The sequence below is a fragment of the Acidovorax sp. GW460-11-11-14-LB4 genome, assembly GCF_059423685.1.
Map to the genome: position 1 here is coordinate 312,565 of NZ_JBWKYJ010000001.1, position 25,675 is coordinate 338,239.

At 65.2% G+C, this 25,675-nt stretch carries 22 protein-coding genes; 20 read left to right on the forward strand and 2 right to left on the reverse strand.

Features of this window, described 5'->3' with window-relative positions; translation table 11 throughout:
* The first annotated feature begins 65 nt into the window (after positions 1-65).
* The 15 genes from serC (at position 66) to mnhG (ending at position 16,584) form a co-directional block, all read left to right on the forward strand.
* Entirely contained in the window at positions 66-1,175 is a 1,110-nt protein-coding gene (serC, locus tag AC07X4_RS01410) for a 3-phosphoserine/phosphohydroxythreonine transaminase (RefSeq protein ID WP_494739004.1), read from the forward strand.
* A gap of 64 nt (positions 1,176-1,239) precedes the next feature.
* Positions 1,240-2,337 (forward strand): prephenate dehydratase, encoded by a 1,098-nt coding sequence (gene pheA / locus AC07X4_RS01415; protein ID WP_056063641.1) that lies wholly within the window; start codon positions 1,240-1,242, stop codon positions 2,335-2,337.
* A 12-nt stretch (positions 2,338-2,349) separates the two neighbouring features.
* A complete protein-coding gene (locus tag AC07X4_RS01420; protein ID WP_015014432.1) occupies positions 2,350-3,222 on the forward strand; it encodes a prephenate dehydrogenase in 873 nt (290 codons plus the stop codon).
* Positions 3,223-3,365: 143 nt separating this feature from the next.
* Positions 3,366-5,396, forward strand: coding sequence for a bifunctional 3-phosphoshikimate 1-carboxyvinyltransferase/cytidylate kinase (locus AC07X4_RS01425; protein WP_494739005.1), 2,031 nt, complete (start codon positions 3,366-3,368; stop codon positions 5,394-5,396).
* A gap of 195 nt (positions 5,397-5,591) precedes the next feature.
* Positions 5,592-7,277: a 30S ribosomal protein S1 gene (rpsA, locus tag AC07X4_RS01430; protein ID WP_056063647.1), complete on the forward strand. Its 1,686-nt coding sequence runs from the start codon at positions 5,592-5,594 to the stop codon at positions 7,275-7,277.
* An 85-nt stretch (positions 7,278-7,362) separates the two neighbouring features.
* A complete protein-coding gene (locus tag AC07X4_RS01435; protein ID WP_056065071.1) occupies positions 7,363-7,695 on the forward strand; it encodes an integration host factor subunit beta in 333 nt (110 codons plus the stop codon).
* A 132-nt stretch (positions 7,696-7,827) separates the two neighbouring features.
* The gene (locus AC07X4_RS01440; RefSeq protein WP_056063651.1) at positions 7,828-8,157 is read left to right on the forward strand and encodes a LapA family protein; all 330 of its coding nucleotides are present in this window, start codon (positions 7,828-7,830) and stop codon (positions 8,155-8,157) included.
* Positions 8,147-9,304, forward strand: coding sequence for a lipopolysaccharide assembly protein LapB (lapB, locus tag AC07X4_RS01445; RefSeq protein ID WP_494739006.1), 1,158 nt, complete (start codon positions 8,147-8,149; stop codon positions 9,302-9,304). Before AC07X4_RS01440 ends, lapB begins: the two co-directional genes overlap by 11 nt.
* A 37-nt stretch (positions 9,305-9,341) precedes the next feature.
* A complete protein-coding gene (locus tag AC07X4_RS01450) occupies positions 9,342-9,797 on the forward strand; it encodes a ComEA family DNA-binding protein (protein WP_494739007.1) in 456 nt (151 codons plus the stop codon).
* A gap of 385 nt (positions 9,798-10,182) precedes the next feature.
* Positions 10,183-13,128, forward strand: coding sequence for a monovalent cation/H+ antiporter subunit A (locus AC07X4_RS01455; protein WP_494739008.1), 2,946 nt, complete (start codon positions 10,183-10,185; stop codon positions 13,126-13,128).
* Positions 13,119-13,484 (forward strand): Na+/H+ antiporter subunit C, encoded by a 366-nt coding sequence (locus tag AC07X4_RS01460; RefSeq protein WP_015014440.1) that lies wholly within the window; start codon positions 13,119-13,121, stop codon positions 13,482-13,484. Before AC07X4_RS01455 ends, AC07X4_RS01460 begins: the two co-directional genes overlap by 10 nt.
* A 160-nt stretch (positions 13,485-13,644) precedes the next feature.
* Complete coding sequence (locus AC07X4_RS01465; protein ID WP_494739009.1) at positions 13,645-15,366, forward strand: monovalent cation/H+ antiporter subunit D; 1,722 nt, start codon at positions 13,645-13,647, stop codon at positions 15,364-15,366.
* 38 nt (positions 15,367-15,404) lie between these two features.
* Entirely contained in the window at positions 15,405-15,914 is a 510-nt protein-coding gene (locus AC07X4_RS01470) for a Na+/H+ antiporter subunit E (protein WP_288850639.1), read from the forward strand.
* The gene (locus AC07X4_RS01475) at positions 15,911-16,189 is read left to right on the forward strand and encodes a K+/H+ antiporter subunit F (protein ID WP_056063664.1); all 279 of its coding nucleotides are present in this window, start codon (positions 15,911-15,913) and stop codon (positions 16,187-16,189) included. Before AC07X4_RS01470 ends, AC07X4_RS01475 begins: the two co-directional genes overlap by 4 nt.
* Positions 16,186-16,584 carry a monovalent cation/H(+) antiporter subunit G gene (gene mnhG, locus AC07X4_RS01480; protein ID WP_099730475.1) on the forward strand — a complete coding sequence of 133 codons (399 nt, stop codon included), beginning with the start codon at positions 16,186-16,188 and terminating at the stop codon, positions 16,582-16,584. The genes AC07X4_RS01475 and mnhG overlap by 4 nt, the downstream gene beginning before the upstream one ends.
* A 65-nt stretch (positions 16,585-16,649) precedes the next feature.
* Here mnhG and AC07X4_RS01485 read toward each other — a convergent pair whose 3' ends face one another.
* The gene (locus AC07X4_RS01485) at positions 16,650-20,300 is read right to left on the reverse strand and encodes a hydantoinase B/oxoprolinase family protein (RefSeq protein WP_494739010.1); all 3,651 of its coding nucleotides are present in this window, start codon (positions 20,298-20,300) and stop codon (positions 16,650-16,652) included.
* A gap of 93 nt (positions 20,301-20,393) precedes the next feature.
* On the reverse strand, positions 20,394-20,930 hold the full coding sequence (locus AC07X4_RS01490) for a winged helix DNA-binding protein (protein WP_494739011.1): 537 nt from the start codon (positions 20,928-20,930) through the stop codon (positions 20,394-20,396).
* Between the two features lie 172 nt (positions 20,931-21,102).
* Here AC07X4_RS01490 and AC07X4_RS01495 point away from each other — a divergent pair, with 172 nt between their 5' ends.
* The 5 genes from AC07X4_RS01495 to AC07X4_RS01515 all read left to right on the forward strand — a co-directional run bounded on the left by AC07X4_RS01495 (position 21,103) and on the right by AC07X4_RS01515 (position 25,399).
* Positions 21,103-22,116 (forward strand): TRAP transporter substrate-binding protein, encoded by a 1,014-nt coding sequence (locus AC07X4_RS01495; protein WP_494739012.1) that lies wholly within the window; start codon positions 21,103-21,105, stop codon positions 22,114-22,116.
* Positions 22,116-22,652, forward strand: coding sequence for a TRAP transporter small permease (locus tag AC07X4_RS01500; protein ID WP_494739013.1), 537 nt, complete (start codon positions 22,116-22,118; stop codon positions 22,650-22,652). The genes AC07X4_RS01495 and AC07X4_RS01500 overlap by 1 nt, the downstream gene beginning before the upstream one ends.
* Before the next feature lie 71 nt (positions 22,653-22,723).
* Positions 22,724-24,034, forward strand: coding sequence for a TRAP transporter large permease (locus AC07X4_RS01505; protein ID WP_494739014.1), 1,311 nt, complete (start codon positions 22,724-22,726; stop codon positions 24,032-24,034).
* 30 nt (positions 24,035-24,064) lie between these two features.
* A complete protein-coding gene (gene crcB, locus AC07X4_RS01510; protein WP_494739015.1) occupies positions 24,065-24,451 on the forward strand; it encodes a fluoride efflux transporter CrcB in 387 nt (128 codons plus the stop codon).
* Positions 24,452-24,535: 84 nt separating this feature from the next.
* Positions 24,536-25,399, forward strand: coding sequence for an LOG family protein (locus AC07X4_RS01515; protein WP_494739016.1), 864 nt, complete (start codon positions 24,536-24,538; stop codon positions 25,397-25,399).
* The last annotated feature ends 276 nt before the right edge of the window (positions 25,400-25,675 follow it).

Consider the following 25,675-nt stretch of genomic DNA (forward strand, 5'->3'; position numbering starts at 1 on the left):
CGCTATCAAAAGCGAAGCATCAGGCGCTTATTGAATAAGCGCCTGATGCATTTTTAGCCCCTAACATGACACGCCCTTACAACTTCTCCGCAGGCCCTGCCGCCATCCCTCCCGAAGTCCTGGAACAAGCCGCCGCCGAGATGCTGGACTGGCACGGCAGCGGCATGGGCGTGATGGAAATGAGCCACCGCGGCAAGGAGTTTCTGTCCATCTACGAAAAGGCGGAAGCCGACCTGCGCGAGCTGCTGGCCGTGCCGTCGCATTTCAAGATCCTCTTCATGCAAGGTGGTGGCTTGGCCGAAAACGCCATCGTTCCGCTCAACCTGTCGCGTGCCGGCGTGGTCGATTTTGTGGTGACCGGCAGCTGGAGCCAGAAGTCGCAAAAGGAAGCACGCAAATATGCGTCCGAAGTCAACATCGTTGCCACGGGTGAAGAGACGGGCTATACCACCGTGCCGGACCCAGCTTCATGGACGTTGAGCCGGGGCGCGAGCTACCTGCACCTGTGCAGCAACGAAACCATTCACGGTACCGAGTTCCACCAGCTGCCCGACCTCAAGGCGCTGGGCAGCGATGCGCCGCTGGTGATCGATTTCTCCTCGCACGTGGCCTCGCGGCCCGTGGACTGGAGCCGTGTGGGCTTGGCTTTTGGCGGAGCGCAAAAGAACCTGGGGCCCGCAGGCCTCACGCTGGTGATCGTGCGCGACGACCTGCTGGGCCATGCCCTGCCCGCCTGCCCCAGCGCTTTCGACTACAAAATCGTGGCCGACAACCAGTCGATGTACAACACGCCGCCCACCTGGGGCATCTACGTCGCCGGGCTGACCTTCCAGTGGCTCAAGCGCCAGACCGAAGGCAGCCTGACCGGCGTGGCCGCCATGGAGCAGCGCAACATTGCCAAGGCCACGCTGCTGTACAACGCCATCGACCAATCGCAGCTGTACGTCAACAAGGTGGCGGCCAACTGCCGCTCCCGCATGAACGTCCCGTTCTTCCTGCGTGACGAAAGCCGTAACGACGCCTTCCTGGCCGGCGCCAAGGAGCGCGGGCTGCTGCAGCTCAAAGGCCACAAGTCCGTGGGAGGCATGCGCGCCAGCATCTACAACGCCATGCCATTGGCGGGCGTGCAGGCGCTGGTGGACTACATGCGAGAATTTGAGCAAAAGCACGCCTGAGCGCGCACCCGACACGACAGCAACAAAAACGGCTCCCAGAGCACGCACCGCTACCCCACCGTCCATGAACAATCCGCAAGCCTCACCCGACCTCGCCAGCCTGCGCGTGCAGATCGACAGCATCGACCAGCAACTGCTCACGCTGCTGAACCAGAGGGCGCTGGTGGCCGAACAGGTGGGTGAAGTCAAGAAACGTGAGGGCACGCCCTTCTTCCGCCCCGACCGTGTGGCGCAGGTCATCGACAAAATCACCAACGCCAACCCGGGCCCGCTCAAGGGTGCGCACGTGGCGGCGATCTGGCGCGAGATCATGTCTGCCTGCCTGGCCCTCGAATCACCCCAGCGTGTGGCCGTGCTGGGCCCCGAGGGCACGTTCTGCGAGCAGGCCGCGATTGAATTCTTCGGCGGTGCCGCCGACCTGATGTACTGCGCCAACTTCGACGAGGTGTTCCACGCCACGGCGGCGGGCAGTGCCCAATATGGCGTGGTGGGCGTAGAGAACTCCACCGAGGGCGTGGTCACCCGCTCTCTGGACCTGTTCCTGCACACCCCTACGCATGTGGTGGGCGAGGTCAGCCTGCTGGTGCGCCACAACCTGCTGCGCACCAGCAACTCGCTCGATGGCATCGAAGTGGTGCTGGCCCATCCGCAGGCACTGGCGCAGTGCCAGGCGTGGTTGTCCAAGCACCTGCCGCATGCCGAGCGCCGCCCGGTGTCCAGCAATGCCGAAGGCGCGCGACTGGCCACCACCAACCCCGCCTGGGCGGCCCTCTCCAGCGAGCGTGCGGCCACTCAGTTCGGCTTGCACATCGTCTCCCATGCCATCCAGGACGACGCCTACAACCGTACCCGCTTCGCCATCATCTGCCTGCCACACACGCTGCAGACGCCGCCTCCTTCGGGCAAGGATTGCACCAGCCTCGTGGTGTCGGTGCCCAACCGGCCTGGCGCTGTGCACGACCTGCTGGTGCCGCTCAAGACGCACGGCGTGTCCATGACGCGCTTTGAGTCGCGCCCTGCCCGCACGGGCCAGTGGGAGTACTACTTCTACATCGATCTCGACGGCCACCCCGCCCAGCCCCATGTGGCACGGGCGCTGGAAGAACTGCGCAGCCTGTGTGCGTTCTACAAGGTCCTGGGCACCTACCCCGTGTCATCCTGAGGAGCAGCCGCCATGTTTGAACAATTGGGACTGATCGGCTGTGGGCTCATGGGAGGCTCATTCGCCCTGGCCATGAAGAAGGCCGGGTTGGTCAAACGCGTGGTGGGCTACAGCAAGTCGCCCTCCACCACCGACCGCGCCCGCCAGCTGGGCGTGATCGACGTCGAGGCGCCTTCCGCGCTACTGGCCGTGGCGGGCGCAGACATTGTGCTGGTGGCAGTCCCCGTGGCAGCCACCGAGGCCACCCTCAAGGCCATCAAGCACCTTGTCACCCCCCAGATGCTCATCATGGACGTGGGGTCGACCAAGTCCGATGTAGTGCAGGCCGCACAGCGTTCGCTGCGGGACCAGGTGGGCTCCTTTGTGCCCGCACACCCCATCACCGGGCGCGAAGTGTCGGGCGTGGAACACGCCGAAGCCGACCTGTACAGCGGGCGCCAGGTGATCCTGACTCCCACCGAGCGCACCCTGACGGCCCAGCTGCAGGACGCCGAAAAGATCTGGACTGCGCTGGGCTGCCGCGTGACCAGCATGTCGCCGGAGTCGCACGACGCGGCCTTTGCCGCCGTCAGCCACCTGCCCCATTTGCTCGCGTTTGCAATGATGAACAGCATCACGGGCCAGACGCACGGTGACGACTTTCTGTCCCTCGCAGGCCCCGGATTCCGCGACTTCACCCGCATTGCCGCCAGCGACCCCAAGGTGTGGCGCGACATCCTGCTGTCCAACCGGGACGAGCTGATTGCCCAGTCCAAGCTGTTCCAGCAGGCCCTGCGCAACATCGAGCAGGCCATGGAAAAAGGCAATGCCCAGGCGCTTGAAGACATGCTGACCCTGGCCAGCGAAACCCGTGCGCATTGGCGCATGGGCGCGAAGCGGAAGTAACCCCCGGAAGTAATCCCCCCTGAGTCGCCTATGGCGCCTTCCCCCAAGGGGGACGCACCCGGTGGCCTGGTCAAGCCAGTTCCACGGGTGCACTCGCCTGGGGCGCGCCAGTTTTTGAGGCCCCGGCTGAAAGATATCGATCGATGTACAGCACCGCATTCCTTGATCTCCCCCCCCTGCAAGCCGCTGCAGGCGAAGTCCACCTGCCGGGCTCCAAGAGCATCTCCAACCGGGTGCTGCTACTGGCCGCGCTGAGCAACGGCACCACCACCGTGCACGACCTGCTGGCGTCCGACGATACGCGTGTGATGCTGGACGCCCTGCGCCAGATCGGGTGCACAGTGGATGAAGCGGGCAGCACCGTGCGCATCACGGGCCTGGGTGGCCGCCTGCCCCAGTCTCCCGCCAAGCTGTTTCTGGGCAATGCGGGTACCGCCATGCGCCCACTCACGGCGGCGCTGGCGCTGCTGGGTGGCGAGTTCGAACTGTCGGGCGTGCCACGCATGCACGAGCGCCCGATTGGCGACCTGATTGATGCCCTGCGCCAGCTGGGCTGTCAGATCGACTACCTGGGCAACGACGGCTACCCACCACTCAGGATCGCCCACGGCCAGGGTGTGCCTGCGCTGGCGCTGGCAGAGCCCATCCGCGTACGTGGCGACGTGTCCAGCCAGTTCCTCACCGCCCTGCTCATGGCGCTGCCGCTGGCGGCTGGCGCACAGGCCATCGTGATCGAGGTAGTGGGCGAGCTGATCTCCAAGCCCTACATCGCCATCACGCTGCAGCTGCTGGCGCGGTTTGGCATCGTGGTCGAGCACCAGAACTGGCAGCGCTTCACCATCCCGGCAGGTAGCCGCTATCAGTCGCCTGGCAGCATCCATGTGGAGGCCGACGCCTCATCTGCTAGTTATTTCATAGCGCTTGGCGCAATTACATCTAGCGCTAGCGACCAAAAAGGCATCAAGATTCAGGGTGTGGGCCTGGATTCAATCCAGGGCGACATCCGCTTTGTCGAAGCGGCCCGGGCCATGGGCGCCGTGGTCACCGGCGGCCCCAACTGGCTGCAGATCGAACGCGGCGCTTGGCCACTCAAGGCCATTGAGCTGGACTGCAACCACATCCCCGACGCGGCCATGACGCTGGCCGTGATGGCCCTGTATGCCCAGGGCACGACCACGCTGACCAACATCGCCAGCTGGCGCGTGAAGGAAACCGACCGCATCGCCGCCATGGCCACCGAGCTGCGCAAGCTCGGCGCCACGGTGGAGGAAGGTGCGGACTACATCCGCGTGACGCCTCCCGCCCAGTCCGCCGACTGGAAAGCCGCCGGCATCCACACCTACGACGACCACCGCGTGGCCATGTGCTTCTCGCTGGCTGCCTTCAACCCGGCGCGTCTGCCGGTGCGCATCGAAGACCCCAAGTGCGTAGCCAAGACCTTCCCGGACTACTTCGAGGCGCTGTTCTCGGTCGCCCAGGTCGACACCACCCACGTCCCGGTCATCTGCATTGACGGCCCCACGGCCTCGGGCAAGGGCACGGTGGCGGCAGCGGTGGCGCAGCGGCTGGGCTATCGCTTCCTCGACTCCGGCGCGATGTACCGCATCACCGCCCTCGCCGCGCTGCGGGCGGGGTTCGCCATCGATGCGGACCACGAAGCCCGTATCGCCACCCTGGCCCAGACGCTGCCTGTGCGGTTTGAGGGCGGCAAGGTGTGGCTGGGCAGCGACGACGTGACCGAGGCCATCCGCACCGAAGAAGCCGGTATGAACGCGTCCCGCGTGTCCGCCCTGCCTGCCGTGCGCACGGCGCTGGTGGACCTGCAACACAGCTTCCAGCGCCTGCCGGGGCTGGTGGCCGACGGCCGCGACATGGGCACCGTGATCTTCCCCGAGGCCCCGTTGAAGGTGTATCTCACGGCCAGCGCCGCCTGCCGCGCAGAACGCCGTTATAAGCAGTTGATTTCTAAGGGTTTTTCGGCTAATATCGAAGACCTTCGCGCAGATTTGGAGGCGCGCGACGCCCGGGACAGTTCCCGCAGCGTTGCTCCCTTGAAGCCCGCGCAAGACGCTCTGGTCCTGGACAACTCCGATTTGACGATTGAACAAGCCGTCGAAAAGGTCTTGGCTTGGTGGCAGGAGCGCCAGCCCTTCGCAGCTTCTGCGCAGCGCTGACAACGTGGAGCCTTCGGGCTCCAGGCAGTGCCGAAAGGCCTTGCCACAGGCCCACGCAGCCCCCATCGCGCGTCAGCGCACAGGTTGTGTGGATCGATAACCTAACCCGCGGCTCTGCCGCAAAAAACCACCGCAAGCAGCTATAAAAACGGTAGCAATGGTGCTGCCGGAATCCTGTTTGTGGCAAGGAAACACATGTCCGAATCTTTTGCCGCCCTTTTTGAAGAATCCTTGCAGCGCACGGAAATGCGCCCAGGCGAAGTCATCACCGCTGAAGTCGTGCGCGTCGAGCACAACTTCGTGGTCGTGAACGCTGGCCTCAAGTCCGAAGCCTACGTGCCGCTGGAAGAGTTCAAGAACGACAAGGGCGAAGTCGAAGTCCAAGTGGGTGACTTCGTGTCGGTGGCCATTGGCTCCATCGAAAACGGCTACGGCGACACCATCCTGTCGCGCGACACCGCCAAGCGTCTGGCTTCCTGGATGAGCCTGGAAAAGGCCCTGGAATCCGGCGAATTCGTCACTGGCACGACCAGCGGCAAGGTCAAGGGCGGCCTGACCGTTCTGGTCAACGGCATCCGCGCATTCCTGCCCGGTTCGCTGATCGATACCCGTCCGATCAAGGATCTGACGCCGTACGAAAACAAGACCATGGAATTCAAGGTCATCAAGCTGGACCGCAAGCGCAACAACGTGGTGCTGAGCCGCCGCGCTGTGGTGGAAGCCTCCATGGGCGAAGAGCGCGCCAAGCTGATGGAAACCCTGAAGGAAGGTTCCATCGTTCAAGGCGTGGTCAAGAACATCACCGAATACGGTGCGTTCGTGGACCTGGGCGGCATCGACGGCCTGCTGCACATCACCGACATGGCATGGCGCCGCGTGCGTCACCCCTCCGAAGTGGTGACCGCTGGCCAGGAAATCACTGCCAAGATCCTGAAGTTCGACACCGAAAAGAACCGTGTCTCGCTGGGTCTGAAGCAAATGGGCGACGACCCATGGATGGGCGTGAACCGCCGCTACCCCCAAGGCACCCGCCTGTTCGGCAAGATCACGAACATTGCCGACTACGGCGCATTCGTGGAACTCGAACCCGGCATCGAAGGCCTGGTGCACGTGTCTGAAATGGACTGGACCAACAAGAACATCGCTCCCGCCAAGCTGGTTTCGCTGGGCGACGAAGTCGAAGTCATGGTTCTGGAAATCGACGAAGACAAGCGCCGCATCAGCCTGGGCATGAAGCAGTGCAAGGCCAACCCATGGCAAGAATTCGCACAGGACACGAAGCGCGGCGACCGCGTCAAGGGTCCGATCAAGTCGATCACCGACTTCGGCGTGTTCGTGGGCCTGGCTGCCGGCATCGACGGCCTGGTGCACCTGTCTGACCTGTCGTGGAACGAACCCGGCGAAGCCGCTGTTCGCAACTACAAGAAGGGCCAGGAAGTGGAAGCGATCGTGCTGGCCGTGGACGTGGACCGCGAACGCATCTCGCTGGGTATCAAGCAGCTCGACGGCGACCCATTCACGACCTTCGTGACCGTGAACGACAAGGGCCAGACGGTGACCGGCAAGGTCAAGACCGTGGACGCCCGTGGCGCTGAAATCGACCTCGGCGAAGACATCGTGGGCTACCTGCGCGCTTCGGAAATCTCCCGCGACCGCGTGGAAGATGCCCGCAACGTGCTCAAGGAAGGCGACGAAGTCACGGCCGTGGTGGTGAACGTGGATCGCAAGACCCGCAACATCCAGCTGTCGATCAAGCAAAAGGACATGGCTGACGAACAAGGCGCCATGGCCAACCTGAGCCAGCAATCGAGCCGCGAAAGCGCCGGCACGACCAGCCTGGGCGCCCTGCTGCGCGCCAAGCTGGACAACTCGGAAAAGTAAAGCGCTGACCCGTTAAACGGTCAGACAGCGGGCGCCTCGGCGCCCGCTCTTTTTTCAGCCAAGACTGCCTATGTCCCAAGATTCCATGACCCGCTCAGACCTCGTCGAAGAACTGGCCGCCCGTTTCGGCCAGCTCACCCACCGCGATGCCGAATACGCCGTCAAGACCATTCTGGACGCCGTGGGCGAGGCCCTGGTGCGCGGGCACCGCATCGAGATCCGGGGCTTTGGCAGCTTCTCGGTCAACCACCGCCCTCCCCGCATGGGCCGCAATCCACGCAGCGGCGAGGCCGTGGCCATTCCCGAAAAGCGTGTGCCCCATTTCAAGCCGGGCAAGGCCCTGCGCGAAGCCGTCGACAAACGCACGGCCGAAATGGAAGAAAAGGCACCGCCCGCAACGGGCACCCTGGGCAACTGATATCAAATTGATAGCAGCAAGCGCATGATTCACTAGCGCCTGCTGCCGTTTTGGCTTGTATTGACCTGAGAGAAGGCATCCACAGCCCCCCTGCGCCAAGCTCTTAGAATCGCCCCACCACTGGGGAGACCGATGAAATACCTCCTGTGGCTGCTCAAGGCAGCCATTTTTTTTACGCTCTTCGCCTTCGCGCTGAACAACCAGCAGGATGCGACCGTGCATTTCTTCTTTGGCACGCAATGGCGCGCGCCGCTGGTGCTGGTGGTGCTGACCGCATTTGCCGCAGGTCTGGTCGTTGGGGCCTTGGGCATGGTGCCGCGATGGTGGCGCCACCGCAACGCTGCACGCCGCGCCCAGGCAGCAGTCGTGGTGGCACCAACGCCCGTAACGGCCCCCGCCGCCAGCGCCACCCCGGCAGCGCCCCCACCACCTCCTGACCTGCCTTCGATCCATGGAATTTGACCTGAGCTGGATACTGCTGGGCCTGCCCCTGGCGTTTGTGCTGGGCTGGCTGGCGTCGCGTTTTGACCTGCGCCAGCTGCGCGCCGAAAACCGCCGCGCCCCAAAGGCGTACTTCAAGGGCCTGAACTTCCTGCTCAACGAGCAGCAGGACCAAGCCATCGACGCCTTCATCGAGGCCGTGCAGAACGACCCCGACACCTCCGAGCTGCACTTCGCCCTGGGCAACCTGTTTCGCCGCCGGGGCGAATACGACCGTGCCGTGCGTGTGCACGAGCACCTGCTCTCGCGCGGCGATCTGAGCCGTACTGACCGCGAACGCGCCCAGCATGCGCTGGCGCTCGACTTCCTCAAGGCCGGGCTGCTCGACCGCGCCGAAGATGCGCTGCAGCGCCTGGAGGGCACCCCGTTCGAGGCCCAGGCCCGCCTGGCGCTGCTGGCCATCTACGAACGTTCGCGCGACTGGCCCCATGCCGCCACCATTGCCCGCAAGATGCACGATGCCGATCAGGGCGACTTCAGCACCCGGCAAGCCCACTACCTGTGCGAGCAGGCGCTGGCGCTGAGCGCGCAAGGCGACCTGCCGGGCGCTCAGGCCCTGCTGGACCAGGCAGTGGCCGCTGCTCCCGAGGCCGCGCGCGCACGCATTGAACTGGCGCGCCTGCAACGCCTGATGGGTCAGCCGGCTGCCGTGCTGTCCACGCTCAAGGCGCTGGGCGATCGCAACCCCGCAGCGCTGCCCCTGGCCGCCCCGCTGATGGTCGAGGCTGCCACCGCTACCGGCCGCACCCAGGAAGTGCATGCCCTTTTGCAGGGGCACTATGCGCAAGCGCCTTCGCTGGATGTGCTGGAAAGCATCGTGGCCATGGAAGCCGCCGACGAGGCCACCCGCCCATCCGCCCGCCAGCGTTATGTGGAGCATCTGGACAAGGAGCGCTCCCTGGTCGCTGCTGCCAAATGGCTGGCCACCGAAAAGCTGGAACACGAAGAATTCCACCCCCAGGTTCAACGTGCCCTGGACCATGCCGTCAAGCCCCTGACCCGCTACCGCTGCGCGGCCTGTGGCTTCGAGGCGCGCCAGCATTTCTGGCAATGCCCCGGCTGCCAGACCTGGGACAGCTACCCCGCACGCCGGGTCGAAGAACTCTGATCCAAGCCTTCATCCACAACGCTGTAAGACCCTTGCCATGCTGAAGAAATTGCTGACCCTGCTGGTTGCCACGCTGCTCGCCACCGCCACCTGGGCCGCCGTGGACGTGAACACCGCCACCGAGGCCGAACTGGACGGCATCAAGGGCATAGGGCCCGGCCTGTCGGGTCGCATCCTCCAGGAGCGCCAGAGTGCCCCCTTCAAGGACTGGGCCGACTTCATCGGCCGTGTGGGCGGCGTGGGCAACAAAAGTGCCGTCAACTTCTCCAAAGAGGGCCTGACCGTCAACGGCAAGAGGTACAGCGCAGCAGCCGCTGCCAAGGCAGAAGCCAAATCCAGCAAAAAGCACAGCAGCTCCCAGGCTGCAGACCGCAAGGCCCGTGGCAGCGCTGACAAGGAGGCCGCAACGGCAACCACGCCCGCCGCGCCACCCGCCACGGCGACTGCGGCACCGGCCGCGCCAGCACCGGCAACCGGCGCTAGCAAAAACTAAGCACGCTTCACAAGCAGCAAGCCCGCTCCAGCGGGCTAGTTTTTTTGCGGCAGGGCATGCGCGACAGCAAGGGGCGGGCAGGGTTTTTAGGCGCTGCCCCCAGGGCGTGTTCCCCTTCAATTCCCCCACGCGAAAGCCTTCCAGGCCGTGCAGTGCCAGGCGCCCTGAGCGCCGTGTAGCGTGGCTACACAAGCGAAGGGCAACGACGCAATGTGTGGCTTGACTGGCTTTTCCTTCGGGCTGGCTGCGCAATGCTGCGTCTGCTTTGTCGGGCGGCTTGCCAATAGCCACGCAATTGGCTGCGCCCCCCTTCGCGTATCCATCCGCATTGCACCGCCAGCGCGTGGGGGAATTGAAGGGGGACACGCCCTAGAATCAATCGCGCATGCCCCTGATCACGCTCATCCTTCTCCCCTTCATCGGCAGCCTGCTGGCAGCGGTTCTGCCCTCCAACGCCCGCAATACCGAGTCCACCCTGGCGGGACTCATCGCACTGTTCTGCACCGTGCAGGCGGCGCTCTACTTCCCGCAGATTGCAGACGGCGGCGTGATCCGGCAAGAGCTGGCCTGGCTGCCCGCGCTGGGCCTGAACCTCGTCATCCGCATGGACGGCTTTGCCTGGATGTTCTGCATGCTTGTGCTGGGCGTGGGCAGCCTGGTGGTGCTGTATGCGCGCTACTACATGTCTGCGGCGGACCCGGTGCCGCGCTTCTTCTCGTTTTTTCTGGCCTTCATGGGTGCGATGGCAGGCGTGGTTCTGTCGGGCAACATCATCCAGATCGCGTTCTTCTGGGAGCTGACCAGCCTGTTTTCCTTCCTGCTGATCGGCTACTGGCACCACCGCAAGGATGCGCGGCGCGGCGCGCGCATGGCGCTCACCGTCACCGGCACGGGCGGCCTGGCCATGCTGGCGGGCATGCTGGTGCTGGGGCACATCGTTGGCAGCTACGACCTCGATCATGTGCTCGCCGCCGGCCAGCTCATCCAGAACCACGCGCTGTACACCACCGCGCTCGTCTTGATTCTGCTGGGCGCGCTCACCAAAAGCGCGCAGTTCCCGTTCCACTTCTGGCTGCCCCACGCCATGGCCGCGCCCACGCCTGTGTCGGCGTACCTGCACTCGGCCACCATGGTCAAGGCGGGCGTGTTTCTGCTGGCGCGCCTGTGGCCCGCGCTGGCGGGCACCGAGCAGTGGTTCTGGCTGGTGGGCGGCGCGGGCCTGGCCACCCTGCTGGTGGGCGGCTACGCGGCCATGTTCCAGAACGACCTCAAGGGGCTGCTGGCGTACTCGACCATCTCGCACCTGGGCCTCATCACCCTGCTGCTGGGCCTGAACAGCCCGCTGGCCGCCGTGGCAGCCGTGTTCCACATCATGAACCACGCCACCTTCAAGGCCTCGCTGTTCATGGCCGTGGGCATCGTGGACCATGAAAGCGGCACGCGGGACATCCGGCGCCTGTCGGGCCTGCGCACCATGATGCCGATCACCGCCACCCTGGCCATGGTGGCCAGTGCAGCCATGGCGGGCGTGCCGCTGCTCAATGGCTTCCTGTCCAAGGAAATGTTCTTTGCCGAGACGGTGTACGTGAACACCACGCCATTGCTCGAATGGCTGCTGCCGGTGGCCGCCACGGTGGCCGGCATGTTCAGCGTGGCGTACTCGCTGCGCTTCACGGTGGATGTGTTCTTTGGCCCGCCCGCCACCGACCTGCCGCGCCCGCCCCATGAGCCGCCGCACTGGATGCGCGTTCCGGTCGAACTGCTGGTGCTGGCCTGCCTCGTGGTGGGCACGTTGCCCGCATGGTCGGTGGGGGCCTACCTGGCCGCTGCCGCACGGCCCGTGGTGGGAGGCGAGCTGCCCACCTACAGCCTGGCGGTCTGGCATGGGTTCAACACCCCCTTTGTGATGAGCCTGGTGGCTTTGGGCGGGGGCATCGCGCTCTACGCACTGCTGCGCTGGCAGCGCGAAAAGGGTGCCATCGATGCGCCCCCCGTCATGCGCCGCATCAGCGGCCAGCGGGCCTTTGAGGCCACGCTGGCCTTGCTCAGCCTGATGGGCCGCAATGGCCGCCGCCTGCTGGGCACCGGTCGCCTGCAGTGGCAAATGCTGTGGCTGGTGTGCGCTGCGCTGGTGGCGGGTACCCTGCCCCTGTGGGCGCGGGGCCTGCCCATTGGCGACCGGATGCAGCTGCCGCTGTCCCCCGCCTTTGCGCTGCTGTGGTTGCTGGGTGCCGTGTGCGCCGTGGCGGCAGCCTGGCAGGCCAAGTACCACCGCCTGGCGGCACTGACGCTGCTGGGTGGCTCCGGGCTGTGCGTGTGCCTGACCTTCCTGTGGTTCTCGGCGCCCGACCTGGCGCTCACGCAGATCGTGGTGGAGGTGGTCACCACCATCCTCATCCTGCTGGGCCTGCGCTGGCTGCCGCGGCGCGACGAGAGCCTGCGCGTGCCCACGCTGGCCGAAGAGCGCCGCACCCAGCTGCGCCGCTACCGCGACATGGCGCTGACGTTGGCCGCAGGGGGTGGCATGGCGCTGCTGTCGTTCGCGATGATGAGCCGCCCCTTCCCCGACAGCACCTCCACCTTCTTCCTGGAGCGTGCGCTTACCGAAGGGGGCGGCACCAACGTGGTCAACGTCATGCTGGTGGACTTCCGGGGCTTTGACACCTTTGGCGAGATCGTGGTGCTCGGCATTGTGGCGCTCACGGTGTATGCGCTGCTGCGGCGCTTCCGCCCTGCGCGCGAGGTGATGGACCTGCCGCCCCAGCAGCGCGCACTGCCCGCCGATGTGGACACCGACCTCGCCAACCCACGCCAGACTGCCGACACCGCCGTGGGCTACCTGATGGTGCCCGCCGTGCTGGTGCGGCTGATGCTGCCGTTTGCCACGCTGGTCGCGGTCTACCTGTTCATGCGCGGCCACAACGAGCCCGGCGGCGGCTTTGTGGCGGGGCTGGTGTTCTCGGTGGCGCTGCTGCTGCAGTACATCGTCTCGGGCACCTCGTGGGTCGAGGCGCATCTGCCGCTGTACCCGCGCCGCTGGATCGGCGTGGGCCTGCTCGCCGCGCTGGCCACGGGCCTGGGCGCACTGGCCTGGGGCTATCCGTTTTTGACCAGCCACACGGCGCATTTTTCGCTGCCCGTGGTGGGTGAGATCCACGTGGCCAGCGCGCTGTTCTTCGACATCGGCGTGTTCACCCTGGTGGTGGGCTCCACCATGCTCATCCTCACCGGCATTGCGCACCAGTCGGTGCGCAGCCACCGCTACAACAACGCACGCGCGGCCGAAGAAGCCCAGGCCGCCGCCACACCGGGAGAAGGTCCATGGAACTGATACTGGCCCTGGCCATCGGCGTGCTCACCGGCTCCGGCGTGTGGCTGCTTCTGCGGCCCCGTACCTTCCAGGTCATCATGGGACTGTCGCTGCTGTCGTACGCGGTCAACCTCTTCATTTTCAGCATGGGCCGCCTGGGCCTCGCGATTGACAAGGAGCCCGTGCTGCAGCCCGGGGTGCCGCAAGACCTGGCCCACTATGCCGACCCCATGCCTCAGGCACTCACGCTCACGGCCATCGTGATCGGCTTTGCCATGACCGCCCTCTTCCTCGTGGTGTTGCTGGCATCGCGCGGCATGGCAGGCACCGACCATGTGGACGGCACCAAGGGTAAAGACGTGCAGGAAATGCCATGACTAGAGAACACCCCCCTGAGCGGCTTCGCCGCTTCCCCCCGCTCTCGCAGCGCTGCGCACTGCGGGCAGGGGGACGCAGCCCTCGATGCGGGACGGCCCTTTCTCGGCTGCCCTGGCCTGGGGCGTGCCAGTTTCATGCGCAGCGTCTTGGACCAATCACATGACACTCATGCACATGCTGCTTGAGCGGCTGATGCCACACCTGATCCTCGCGCCCATTGCGCTGCCCCTGCTCACGGCCGGGCTCATGCTGCTGCTGCGCGAGGAACGCCAGCGCACCAAGGTCACGCTCAACATCACATCGACCCTGGTCGGCCTGTTGGTGGCTGTGTTGCTGCTGGTGCAGGCCAAGGAGCCCAGCGTGCAGACCAGCCTGGGCGTGTACCTGCCGGGCAACTGGCCGGCGCCGTTCGGCATCGTGCTGGTCATCGACCGCCTCTCGGCCATGATGCTGGTGCTGACCAGCACAGTGGCTCTCGCCACGGTGCTGTTCTCGGCCGCGCGCTGGCACCGAGCGGGTGTGCACTTTCACCCGCTGTTCCAGTTCCAGCTCATGGGGCTGGCAGGCGCGTTCCTCACGGCCGACCTGTTCAACCTGTTTGTGTTCTTCGAGATCATGCTGGCGGCGTCCTACGGGCTGCTGCTGCACGGCTCGGGCCGCCCGCGCGTGTCGGCGGGGCTGCACTACATCGCCATCAACCTCGCCGCCTCTTCGCTGTTCCTCATCGGGGTGTCGATGCTGTACGGCATCACCGGCACGCTCAACATGGCCGACCTGGCCCAGAGCATTGCGGGTGTGGCCGTGGCAGACCGGGGGCTGCTGCATGCGGCCGCTGCGATTCTGGCGGTCGCGTTCCTCATCAAGGCCGCCGTGTGGCCGCTCAACTTCTGGCTGGTGCCTGCCTACAGTGCGGCCACGGCGCCCGTGGGTGCGCTTTTCGCGCTCATGACCAAGGTGGGCGTGTACAGCGTGCTGCGGCTATGGACGCTGATGTTTGGCGCCGAGGCCGGTGAATCCGCGCTGTTTGGCAGCCAATGGCTCATTGGCGGTGGCATGCTGACCATGGCCTTTGGTGCCATTGGCATGCTGGGCTCGCAGCGGCTGGGGCACCTGGCCGGGTTCAGCGCCGTGCTGTCGTCGGGCACGCTGCTGGCCGCCGTGGGCTTCGGGCAAAACCTGCTCACGGGCGGGCTGCTGTACTACCTGCTCAGCTCTACCCTGGCCGTGAGTGCGCTGTTCCTGCTCACCGACCTGATCGACCGCTGGCGCAACAACGGTGCCAACCTGGCTCCGTATGAGCAGACCGACGACGCACCCTTTCTGTCGGCCGACCTGGTGCCCACCGAGGGCATGAACCTGGACGACAAGGAACAGGCGCTGATCGGCCAGGTCATCCCCGCCGCAGCGGCCTTTCTGGGCCTGGCGTTCATGGCCTGCACGCTGGTCATTGCGGGCCTGCCGCCCTTGCCCGGTTTTGTGGGCAAGTTCGCCATGATCCACGCACTGCTCAACCCTCTGGGGCTGGGCGCGGCCCAGGGCATCCGCCTGGGCGCTGCGGGCTGGATGCTGGTGGCGTTGCTGGTGGGCTCGGGGCTGCTGGCGCTGCTGGCACTCACACGCGCGGGCATTCGCCATTTCTGGTCGGCCCAGGGCCGCGCGTCACCGCAGCTTTTGGTGCTGGAGGGGCTGCCCATTGCGCTGCTGCTGCTGGCCTGTGTGGCGTTGGTGTGGCAGGCTGGGGCGGTGATGCGCTACACCCAGGCCACGGCCGATGCCCTGCATGCGCCCGGTACTTACGTGCGTGCGGTGATGACCGCTGCGCCCGTCGCGGCTTCGCCTGCGGCGATGCCTGAAACCACGCCACCGGGGGACAAGCCATGACCCAACCTGCTCAACCTGCGGCGTCCAACGCCCCCGCCATGCCGCCACGCCCCGGTCCATTGCGGCGCCTGGTGCCAGCCCCGCTGCTCTCGCTGGCGCTCCTGGGCCTGTGGCTGCTGCTCAACCGCAGCCTGAGCGCGGGCCACTTCGTGCTGGGCACGGTGCTGGCACTGGCCATCCCGCTGCTCACCGCCGGGCTGCGCCCGCTGCCGGTGCGCATCCGCAAGCCGGGCACCGTCCTGCGCCTGGCACTCGCGGTGGTGGCAGACACCACCCGGTCCAACCTGGCCGTGGCCCGCCTGCTGCTGGCGCCCGGCCGCAGGCGCCACCCTGCGGGCTTTGTGCACATCCCGCTGGACATGCGGGACCCCAACGCATTGGCCGTGCTGGCGATGATCGTATGCATCACACCCGGTACCGCGTGGGCCGAGATTTCTCTGGACCGCAGCATGCTGCTGCTGCACGTGCTGGAGTTGGACGACCCCGCCACGGTGATCGCGGACGTGAAGCAGCGCTACGAGACGCCCCTGATGGAGATTTTTGAATGACCCCCGTGCTGGACTGGGCCCTGCCGGCCGCCCTGCTCATGCTTGCGCTCGCCATGGGCTGCGCGTTGATCCGACTGCTCAAGGGCCCTTCCGCGCAAGACCGCGTGTTGGCGCTGGACTGCATGTACTTGAGCGGCATGCTGGTGATGCTGGTGCTGGGCCTGCTCTACGGCAGCAAGAACTACTTTGAGGCCGCACTGCTGCTGGCGCTGTTCAGCTTTGTCGGCTCCATGGCCATGGCCAAGTTTTTGCTGCGCGGCGAGGTGATCGAATGACCGAAGCCGCCACCACCGCCACCGCTGTTCTTCCGCTGTGGCTGGAAATCATCGTTGCCGTGCTGGTGCTGGCCGGTGCCGCGCTGGCCCTGCTGGGCTCCATCGGGCTGCTGCGGCTGCCCACTTTTTTTGAACGGGTGCACGCGCCCTCCATCATTGCCACGCTGGGCTGTTGGCTGATCATGCACGGCACCGTGCTGTACTTCTCGGTGGCCGACCGCAGCCTGGCGCTGCATGCGCTGCTGATCGCCGTGTTCGTGGCGATCACGGTGCCGGTGATGTCGATCTTTCTCATGCGCGCGGCGCTGTTCCGCGCCCGGCAGGCCGGGCGTGATGTGCCACCCAGCCTGAGCCAGCCCAAGGTGGGTGTGAACACGGAAGTCAAAGACGCCTGATCAACCACTCCTGATTTGATAGCTGTAGGCGCATATAAAACATGCGCTTGTGGCATTTCTGGCTCTTACTTCGCCCCCGACACACCAAACCCGCCGCCGCCGGGGGTGTGAATCTCGAACACATCGCCCGGCAGCATCTCTGCCTGGCCGATGTGGTCCAGCAGCTCCACCCGGCCATCGCTGCGCACCACCTTGTTGATACCCACGGCCCCCGGCTGGCCGCCCGCCATGCCAAACGCGCCATGGTGGCGGCCGTTCGACAGGATGCTGGCCGTCATCGGCTCCAGGAAGCGCACACGGCGCACGCCGCCGTCGCCGCCTTTCCACCGCCCGGCGCCGCCCGAGCCCTTGCGAATCTCGTAACCCTCCAGCCGCACCGGAAAGCGGAACTCCAGCACCTCGGGGTCCGTCAGGCGCGAGTTGGTCATGTGGCACTGCACGACGCTGGTGCCGGCAAAGCCGCCGGTGAGCTGCCCGTTGGCATCCCACACACCGCCCGCGCCGCTTCCACCCGAGATGGTCTCGTAGTACTGGTAGCGCGTGCTGCCAAAGGTAAAGTTGTTCATGGTGCACTGCCCCGCCGCCATCAGGCCCAGTGCGCCGTACAGCGCATTGGTGATGCAGGTGGACGTTTCCACATTGCCCGCCACCACCGAGGCTGGGGGGTTGGGGTTGAGCATGCTGCCCGGCGGGATGATGACGTTGAGCGGCTTGAGGCACCCCGCGTTCAGCGGAATGTCGTCATCCACCAGCGTGCGGAACACATACAGCACCGCCGCCATGCACACCGCCGTAGGCGCGTTGAAGTTGTTCGTCTGCTGCGGGCTTGTGCCGGTGAAGTCGATGGTGGCGCTGCGGCTCGCTGCATCCACCTTCACGGCCACGCTAATCTGCGCGCCGTTGTCCAGAGGCAGCGTGAACGCACCATCCTTGAGCCGTGTGATGACACGGCGCACGGACTCTTCGGCGTTGTCCTGCACATGGCGCATATAGGCCTGCACCACGTCCAGGCCAAACTCGGCCACCATGCGGCGCAGCTCCTGCTGGCCTTTCTCGTTGGCGGCGATCTGCGCGCGCAGGTCGGCCATGTTCTGTTGCGGGTTGCGCGAAGGGTACTCGCCGCTTTCCAGCAGCGCGATCATCTCCGCCTCACGCAGCACGCCGCGCTCGACCAGCTTCACGTTGTTGATCTGCACGCCCTCTTCCTCGATGCGTGTGGAGAACGGCGGCATGGAGCCGGGCGTGGTGCCGCCCACATCGGCATGGTGGCCCCGGCTGCCCACATAGAACGTGGGCTCGGCCTCGTTGGCGATGTAGACCGGCGTGATGACCGTGATGTCCGGCAGGTGCGTGCCACCGTGGTACGGGTCGTTGAGCACGAACACATCGCCGGGCTGCATGCGGCCCGCGTTCTCGCGGATCACGGTCTTGATGCTCTCGCCCATGCTGCCCAGGTGAACGGGCATGTGGGGCGCATTGGCAATCAGGTTGCCTGCGGTGTCAAATAGCGCGCAGCTGAAGTCCAGGCGCTCCTTGATGTTCACCGAGTACGCCGTATTCTGCAGCTGCAGCCCCATCTGCTCGGCAATGTTCATGAACAGGTTGTTGAACACCTCCAGCAGCACCGGGTCCACCGTGGTGCCCACGGCATGTTGCACGGCGCGGGCCACGCGGCGGTTGAGTAGCAGGTGGTCCAGGTCCGTCAGCGCGGCTTCCCACCCGGGCTCCACGATGGTGGTGGCGTTCTTCTCGGCAATGATGGCCGGGCCGGGAATCACGTCGCCGGGACGCAGATCCTCGCGCACCACCAATGCCGCGTCGTGCCAGGCAGGAACCCCATCCACCCCCCCGGTGTACATGCGCACGGTGCTGCGGCGCGGCACCTCGCGCGCGGGCTGTAGCGTGTGGCGTGGCTCCACGGGCGCGTCGCCGGGCACCACGGCCTCGACGGACACGGCCTCCACCACCAGGCCCTTGCCCTGCATGAGGAACGCAAAACGCTGGCGGTAAGCGTTATCGAACGCGGCGGTTATTTCGGCTAGCGAGCCAAACGGCACGATGAGTGCCGAGTCGCTGCCCTCATAGCGCACATGCACGCGGCGGTGCACCACGGCAGTGCCCGCGCCCACCTGCTGGCGCTCCAGCTCGGTGCGCGCGGTGGTGGCCAGTTGCTCCAGCGTGGCCTCGATGCCGGGCAACGCGTCCGGCACGAGCTTGGTTTCCACCGCCTGTTCACGGATCACGTTCTGGTCCGCCAGGCCCATGCCGTAAGCACTGAGCACGCCCGCCAGCGGATGCACAAACACGCGCGTCATGCCTAAAGCGTCGGCCACCAAACACGCATGCTGGCCGCCCGCGCCGCCAAAACACTGCAGCGTGTAACGCGTCACGTCGTAGCCGCGCGCCACGCTGATCTTCTTGATCGCATTGGCCATCTGCTGCACAGCGATCTGAATGAAGCCATGGGCTACGTCTTCGGCCTTGCGACCGGTTTGGGCGGCGAGATCACCAAACTTCTGTGCCACCGCATCGCCATCCAGTGCCTCGTTGGCTGCGTGGCCAAACACCTTGGGGAAGTGCGCTGGCTGGATCTTGCCCACCATCACGTTCGCATCAGTCACGGCCAGCGGGCCGCCCCGGCGGTAGCTGGCGGGGCCAGGGTTGGCGCCCGCGCTTTCGGGGCCCACGCGGAAACGGGCGCCGTCAAAACCCAGGATGGAGCCACCACCGGCCGCCACGGTGTGGATGCTCATCATGGGCGCGCGCATGCGCACACCGGCCACCTGGGTTTCGAACTCGCGCTCGAACTCGCCTGCGTAGTGGCTCACGTCGGTGCTGGTACCACCCATGTCAAAACCGATGACCTTGTCGTGGCCCGCAAGGCCCGCGGTGCGCGCCATGCCGACGATGCCACCGGCGGGGCCAGAGAGGATCGCATCCTTGCCCTGGAATACCTGCGCGTCCGTGAGGCCGCCCGACGACTGCATGAAGAACAGCTTCACGCCTGGCATTTCGCTCGCCACCTGGTCCACATAGCGGCGCAGGATGGGCGACAGGTACGCATCCACCACCGTGGTGTCGCCCCGGCTCACCAGCTTCATCATGGGGCTGGTGGCATGCGATGCGCTCACCTGCGTAAAGCCGATTTCGCGCGCGATGCGGGCGGCGGCTTCTTCGTGCGTGGTGTAGCGGTAGCCGTGCATGAACACGATGGCCGCGCTGCGCAGGCCCGCGTCGTAGGCCGCCCACAGGCGTTCCTTCAGGTGGGTTTCGTCCAGCGGCTCGATCACTTCGCCCTGTGCCCCCATGCGCTCCTGCGCCTCGATCACGCGCTCGTACAGCAGCTCGGGCAGCACGATGTGGCGGTCAAACAAACGGGGGCGGTTCTGGTACGCAATGCGCAGCGCGTCCTTGAAGCCCTTGGTGGTGATGAGCAGCGTGGGCTCGCCCTTGCGCTCCAGGAGCGCGTTGGTGGCCACGGTAGTGCCCATCTTCACGCACTCCACCAGCGCGGGCGTCACCGGCTCGCCCGGCTGCAAGCCCAGCAGGTGGCGAATGCCGGCCACCGCCGCGTCCTTGTACTGCTCGGGGTTCTCGGACAGCAGCTTGTGCGTGACCAAGGTGCCGTCCGGGCGCTTTCCCACCACGTCGGTGAAGGTGCCGCCCCGGTCGATCCAGAACTGCCAGCGGGACAAAGGAGAAACTTGTTGGGACATGATGATGCTATCTAATCAATAGCTGCCAGCGCATTGAATACCTGCGCTACAGCTGCATTTCATTCAAAAAAACCAGAAACCAGGGGCAGGTTGTCACAGCGACGCTGCGGAGCGCGCTGCCTGGTCATACATGCCCGAGAGCACACGCAGCAAACGGGCCAATTCGCCGATGTCGCGGTTGAGCGCGTCATCGGCATTCAAGGCATCGATGAGGCAGCTCTCGCGGATCTCGCGGTAGCGCTGCACATAGGCGCGGCCGGTGTCGGTGGCGGCGTAGGTGACTTCCTTGCCGTTCTTTTGCGAGGCGACTACGCCCAGGGTCTGCAGCTTTTTGAGCGAGTAATTCACCAGGTGCGTGTCTTCCACGTTCATGATGAAGCAGATGTCGGCCAGTCGCTTGTCGCGCGCACGGTGCGTGACGTGGTGCAGCACCACCACGTCGAGCGGCGTCAGGTCTTTGAGACCGGCCGCCGCCATGCAGTGCACCACCCAGCGATGGAATGCGTTGCCCGCCACGATGAGGCCGAACTCGAACTCGCTCATCTCTGCACTCTGCGCCGACACCAGATGCGCCGAAGACACGATGGGACCGGAGTCGGCTTTGGCCTTGGGCTTGGCGTCAGATTTCATGGCGGGTTCAGGCCTGCGGGTTCTGTCATTGGCACGGGATATGCATGGGGCATTGTAGGCAAGTCGATGGTAATTTGTTGGCAATTTGTCAGCGTTTAGGCAAAACACCTATCGCAATCGGATCGGCTTCCGATACAGTGATTTGTTACATACAACCCTGCGGAGCAACTTCATGAAGCGTCGAATCTTTCCCGTGACCGCACTCAGTCTGGCGCTGGCTGCAGGCCTGACTGCCGCCTCGGCTTTTGCACAGACCAAGTGGGACCTGGCCGCTGCCTACCCGGCCACCAACTTCCACACGGAAAACCTGATGCAGTTCGCCAAGGATGTGGATGCGGCCACTGCGGGCAAGCTCAAGATCACGGTCCATGCCAACGCATCGCTGTTCAAGGCCAACGAAATCAAGCGCGCTGTGCAAGGCGGTCAAGCTCCCGCCGGCGAAGTTCTGCTGGGCAATTTTGAAAACGAAAACCCGCTCTACGGTGTGGACGGCATCCCCTTCGTCGCCACCTCGTATGCCGACTCCAAGCGCCTGTACGAGGCCCAAAAGCCCTACCTCGACAAGCTGCTGGGCAGCCAGGGCATGAAGCTGCTGTACGCCGTGGCTTGGCCCCCGCAGGGCATCTATTCCAAGAAAGAGCTGGGCTCAGTCGCCGACCTTCGCGGCATCAAGTGGCGCGCCTACAGCCCCGCCACCGCCAAGATCGCGGAGCTGATCGGTGCGCAGCCGGTGACGATCCAGGCGGCCGAGCTGTCACAAGCGCTGGCCACCGGCGTGGTTGAGGCCACCATGACCTCGGGCTCCACCGGCTATGACAGCAAGATCTACGAAAGCATCAAGCTCTTTCACGACACCCAGGCCTGGCTGCCCAAGAACGCCGTCATCGTGAACAAGAAAGCCTTCGACGCGCTGGACAAGCCCAGCCAGGACGCACTGCTCAAGGTCTCGGCCGACGCTGAATCGCGCGGCTGGAAGCTCAGTGAAGAGAAGACCGAGTGGTACAAGAAGGCGCTGGTGGAAAAGGGCATGAAGATCGTTACCCCTGCCCCCAAGCTCATGGCCGACATGCGCCAGGTGGGTGAAATCATGCTCAATGACTGGATCAAGAAGGCCGGCCCCGATGGCGAAGCCATCATCGCGGCCTACCGCAAGAGCGCACCGGCCGCCGCACCGGCCAAGAAGTGATGCTGCGCCGCTGTCTCGACTGGATCTACCTGGCCGCTGGCGCCATTGGCGCCGCGTTCATTGCGTTGATCTGCGTGCTCATGATCGCGCAAAGCATCATGCGCGAGATAGGCCTGCGCACAGGCGCCATCAACGACATCGTGGCCTGGTTCTGCGCTGCGGCTGCCTTCCTCGCCATGGCGCACGCCTTCAAGCACGGCGATTTCGTGCGTGTCACGCTGTTGCTGGAAAAGCTGTCGCCGCGCCGCTGCCGTCAGCTGGAAGTCGCATCGCTGGCGATAGGGTCTGTCGCGGTGGGATACCTCATGTGGGCGGCCTGCAGCTACACCTACGAAAGCTGGGAGTTCAACGATATCTCGCAGGGGCTGCTGCCCATGCCCTTGTGGATTCCGCAACTGAGCTTTGCGCTGGGCTCTGTGCTGCTCTGGGTCGCCGTGGTCGATGAATTCATCATCGTGCTGCGCGGCGGCGTACCCACCTTCGTGCGCGCTGTGGAGGAGCGCCACGCGAAGGGCGACTTCTCCTCTGACATCTAAACGATCCGTCACACCCATAACAACAGGCTGCCTGTCGCACGTGAGCGCCCGCAGCCACAAGAAAGCATGACATGGACATTTTGATGGTTGGCGGCGTCCTGCTGCTGCTGATGCTGGTACTGCTGTCCGGCGGTGTGTGGATCGCCATGACCCTGGCCATCTGCGGGTGGGTGGGGCAGGCCTTCTTCACCTCCACGCAGCCCGCCAAGAACCTCTTTTCGGCCTTCTGGGAGAGCAATGCCAGCTGGGAGCTGGCGGCGCTGCCGCTGTTCATCTGGATGGGCGAGATCCTGTTTCGCACCAAGCTCAGCGAGGAGATGTTCGAGGGGCTGCGCCCCTGGCTCAACCGGGTGCCGGGGAGGCTGATGCACACCACCATCCTGGGCTGCGGCATCTTCGGATCGGTGTCGGGCTCGTCAGCGGCAACGTGCGCCACCATCAGCAAGGTGGCCCTGCCCGAGTTGATGAAGCGCGGCTACGACGAGAAGCTGGCGCTCGGCTCGCTGGCCACGGCCGGCACGCTGGGCATCCTGATCCCTCCGTCCATCACCATGGTGGTGTACGCCGTGGCCGCCGATGCGTCCATCATCCGCATCTTCCTCGCGGGCTTCCTGCCGGGCATCCTGTTGATGCTGCTGTTCTCGGGCTACATCGGCTGGTGGAGCCTGCGCAACCCCGACAAGGTGCCTGCGGCCGACCCGCCCAGCACGCTGCGCGAGAAGATCCGCAAGTCCGGCAACCTGATTCCCGTGGGGGTGCTCATCGTCTTCATCGTGGCAGTGCTCGTCACGGGCTACGCCACAGCCACCGAATGCGCGGCCTATGGTGTGGTGGGCTCGCTGGGTCTGGCGCTGTGGAGCCGCTCGCTCACCTGGCAGAACTTCAAGGAAGGGCTGATGGGCACCACCCGCACCAGCTGCATGATCATGTTCATCCTGGCCGGCGCTGCGTTCCTCACCAAGACCATGGCGTTCACCGGCATCCCGCGCGAGCTGGCCGAGTGGGTGAACTCCATGCACCTGTCACCGTTCGCACTCATCAGCGTGCTGGTGGTGGTCTACCTGGTGCTGGGCACGGCCCTGGACGGCATCAGCATGATCGTGCTGACCAGCGCTGTGGTGCTGCCCATGATCCAGCAGGCCGGGTTCGATCTGATCTGGTTTGGCATATTCATCGTGCTGCTGGTGGAGATTGCCGAAGTCACGCCGCCCGTGGGCTTCAACCTCTTCGTGCTGCAGAACATGACGGGCAAGGACAGCAACACCATTGCGCGCGCAGCCATCCCGTTCTTTTTGTGCCTGGTGGTCTGCATCGCGCTGATCACGCTGTTCCCGCAGATCGTGACCATCCTGCCGGATCTGGTCATGGGCGCGGAGAAGTAGCCCCACAGCCCGAGGTACGATCGGTCCATCATGTTTGCCGCCATCGCCATCGCCATCGGAGCCAGCATTGGTGCGCTGGCGCGATGGCGCCTGGGCATCTGGCTGAACACCGAAGGGGCTGTGCTGCCCTGGGGCACACTGGCTGCCAATCTGATCGGTGGATACCTGGTGGGTATCTGTGTTGCCATTTTCCAGGCACTTCCCGACCTGGACCCGGCGTGGCGTCTGGCGCTGGTGACCGGGTTTCTAGGAGGGCTCACCACCTTCTCCAGCTTCTCTGCAGAAGTCGTGGGCATGCTCCTGCAGCAGCGCTATCTGCTGGCGGCGGGTACCACGGGCATCCATCTGTTCGGCTCACTTGCGCTGACGGTGTGCGGCATTCAGACCGCTGCCTTTTTACTGGCAGGCCGTAGCTGATAATCTGGCAAAAGGCGCTCTCAGCCGCGTCGCCAACCCCACCTTGTCACTGCAACAGAGGGCATCATGCCCTGCCCTTCCGCCATGGAATCCAACACCCAACTCAACGAACGCCGCCTGGCCGATGCCTGGGCCGAGCTGCACAACCACGCCCACAACGGCAACCCCCTGCAGGCCGATGCCAACCGCATGGCCTTTGCGGACCCCGAATTCATGTTTCGCCGCGAAACCCGGGGCATCCGCTTTCAGCTCGAAATGCTCAAGCCCGACCTGGGCCAGGCCGAACAAGGCATTGAAAGCACCGTGGTGGTGTATGGCAGCGCGCGCTTCGTCGCACCCTACGAAGCCGCAGCACAGCTAGGCGAGGCCGAAGCCAGTGGCGACGCCGAACGCGTGCGCCGCGCACGCCTGGCCGTGCGCAACGCAGGCTATTACGACCTGGCCCGCCAGTTCGCCAAGCTGGTGGCCGACTACAGCGAACGCCAGCGCCCTGCCGACCGCATCTACATCTGCACCGGCGGCGGCCCGGGCATCATGGAGGCCGCCAACCGGGGCGCCCATGATGCGGGTGCACTGAACGTGGGCCTGAACATCGCCCTGCCCCACGAGCAAAGCGGCAACCGCTTTATCTCGCCCTCGCTGTCCTTCAAGTTCCACTACTTCGCGCTGCGCAAGATGCATTTCATGATGCGTGCCAAGGCGCTGGTGGCCTTTCCTGGCGGCTTTGGCACGCTGGACGAGCTGTTTGAAGTGCTGACCCTGGTTCAGACCAAAAAGGCCAAGCCTGTACCCATCGTGTTGTTCGGCACCGACTACTGGAAGCGCCTCATCAACTTCGACGTGCTGGTGGAAGAAGGCACCATCTCTGCGCAGGACCTCAACCTGTTTCACTACACCGATGACCCTCAGGAGGCCTGGGACCTGATCCGGGCGTTTTACAAGCTCTGAAAGTTAACCCCCCCACCGACGCACGGACGTGTCGGTGGAGTGTTGAGGCCTCTTTCTGCTACCTGATGACAGGCGGTGGCGGCGGAGGTGGCGGGCGCAGGATGATCGGCAGGACCGGGATGAACACGATAGGCGGCCGCACCGTCGGCGGCGGTGGCGCCGTCGTGGCAGGCGGCGGTGCCGTTGTCACCGGCGGTGCCGTAGGCCGCGTGGGTGGCGGTGGCGTAGTCGGTGTCGGGGCGGGCGGCGCCGGAGTACCCGGCTGTGGTGTACCCG

What these genes read in the sequence shown, in the direction of transcription:
- serC (WP_494739004.1), top strand. Translation starts at nt 66, where the DNA reads ATGACACGCCCTTACAACTTCTCCGCAGGCCCTGCCGCCATCCCTCCC.
- pheA (WP_056063641.1), top strand. Translation starts at nt 1,240, where the DNA reads ATGAACAATCCGCAAGCCTCACCCGACCTCGCCAGCCTGCGCGTGCAG.
- AC07X4_RS01420 (WP_015014432.1), top strand. Translation starts at nt 2,350, where the DNA reads ATGTTTGAACAATTGGGACTGATCGGCTGTGGGCTCATGGGAGGCTCA.
- AC07X4_RS01425 (WP_494739005.1), top strand. Translation starts at nt 3,366, where the DNA reads ATGTACAGCACCGCATTCCTTGATCTCCCCCCCCTGCAAGCCGCTGCA.
- rpsA (WP_056063647.1), top strand. Translation starts at nt 5,592, where the DNA reads ATGTCCGAATCTTTTGCCGCCCTTTTTGAAGAATCCTTGCAGCGCACG.
- AC07X4_RS01435 (WP_056065071.1), top strand. Translation starts at nt 7,363, where the DNA reads ATGACCCGCTCAGACCTCGTCGAAGAACTGGCCGCCCGTTTCGGCCAG.
- AC07X4_RS01440 (WP_056063651.1), top strand. Translation starts at nt 7,828, where the DNA reads ATGAAATACCTCCTGTGGCTGCTCAAGGCAGCCATTTTTTTTACGCTC.
- lapB (WP_494739006.1), top strand. Translation starts at nt 8,147, where the DNA reads ATGGAATTTGACCTGAGCTGGATACTGCTGGGCCTGCCCCTGGCGTTT.
- AC07X4_RS01450 (WP_494739007.1), top strand. Translation starts at nt 9,342, where the DNA reads ATGCTGAAGAAATTGCTGACCCTGCTGGTTGCCACGCTGCTCGCCACC.
- AC07X4_RS01455 (WP_494739008.1), top strand. Translation starts at nt 10,183, where the DNA reads ATGCCCCTGATCACGCTCATCCTTCTCCCCTTCATCGGCAGCCTGCTG.
- AC07X4_RS01460 (WP_015014440.1), top strand. Translation starts at nt 13,119, where the DNA reads ATGGAACTGATACTGGCCCTGGCCATCGGCGTGCTCACCGGCTCCGGC.
- AC07X4_RS01465 (WP_494739009.1), top strand. Translation starts at nt 13,645, where the DNA reads ATGACACTCATGCACATGCTGCTTGAGCGGCTGATGCCACACCTGATC.
- AC07X4_RS01470 (WP_288850639.1), top strand. Translation starts at nt 15,405, where the DNA reads ATGCCGCCACGCCCCGGTCCATTGCGGCGCCTGGTGCCAGCCCCGCTG.
- AC07X4_RS01475 (WP_056063664.1), top strand. Translation starts at nt 15,911, where the DNA reads ATGACCCCCGTGCTGGACTGGGCCCTGCCGGCCGCCCTGCTCATGCTT.
- mnhG (WP_099730475.1), top strand. Translation starts at nt 16,186, where the DNA reads ATGACCGAAGCCGCCACCACCGCCACCGCTGTTCTTCCGCTGTGGCTG.
- AC07X4_RS01485 (WP_494739010.1), bottom strand. Translation starts at nt 20,300, where the DNA reads ATGTCCCAACAAGTTTCTCCTTTGTCCCGCTGGCAGTTCTGGATCGAC.
- AC07X4_RS01490 (WP_494739011.1), bottom strand. Translation starts at nt 20,930, where the DNA reads ATGAAATCTGACGCCAAGCCCAAGGCCAAAGCCGACTCCGGTCCCATC.
- AC07X4_RS01495 (WP_494739012.1), top strand. Translation starts at nt 21,103, where the DNA reads ATGAAGCGTCGAATCTTTCCCGTGACCGCACTCAGTCTGGCGCTGGCT.
- AC07X4_RS01500 (WP_494739013.1), top strand. Translation starts at nt 22,116, where the DNA reads ATGCTGCGCCGCTGTCTCGACTGGATCTACCTGGCCGCTGGCGCCATT.
- AC07X4_RS01505 (WP_494739014.1), top strand. Translation starts at nt 22,724, where the DNA reads ATGGACATTTTGATGGTTGGCGGCGTCCTGCTGCTGCTGATGCTGGTA.
- crcB (WP_494739015.1), top strand. Translation starts at nt 24,065, where the DNA reads ATGTTTGCCGCCATCGCCATCGCCATCGGAGCCAGCATTGGTGCGCTG.
- AC07X4_RS01515 (WP_494739016.1), top strand. Translation starts at nt 24,536, where the DNA reads ATGGAATCCAACACCCAACTCAACGAACGCCGCCTGGCCGATGCCTGG.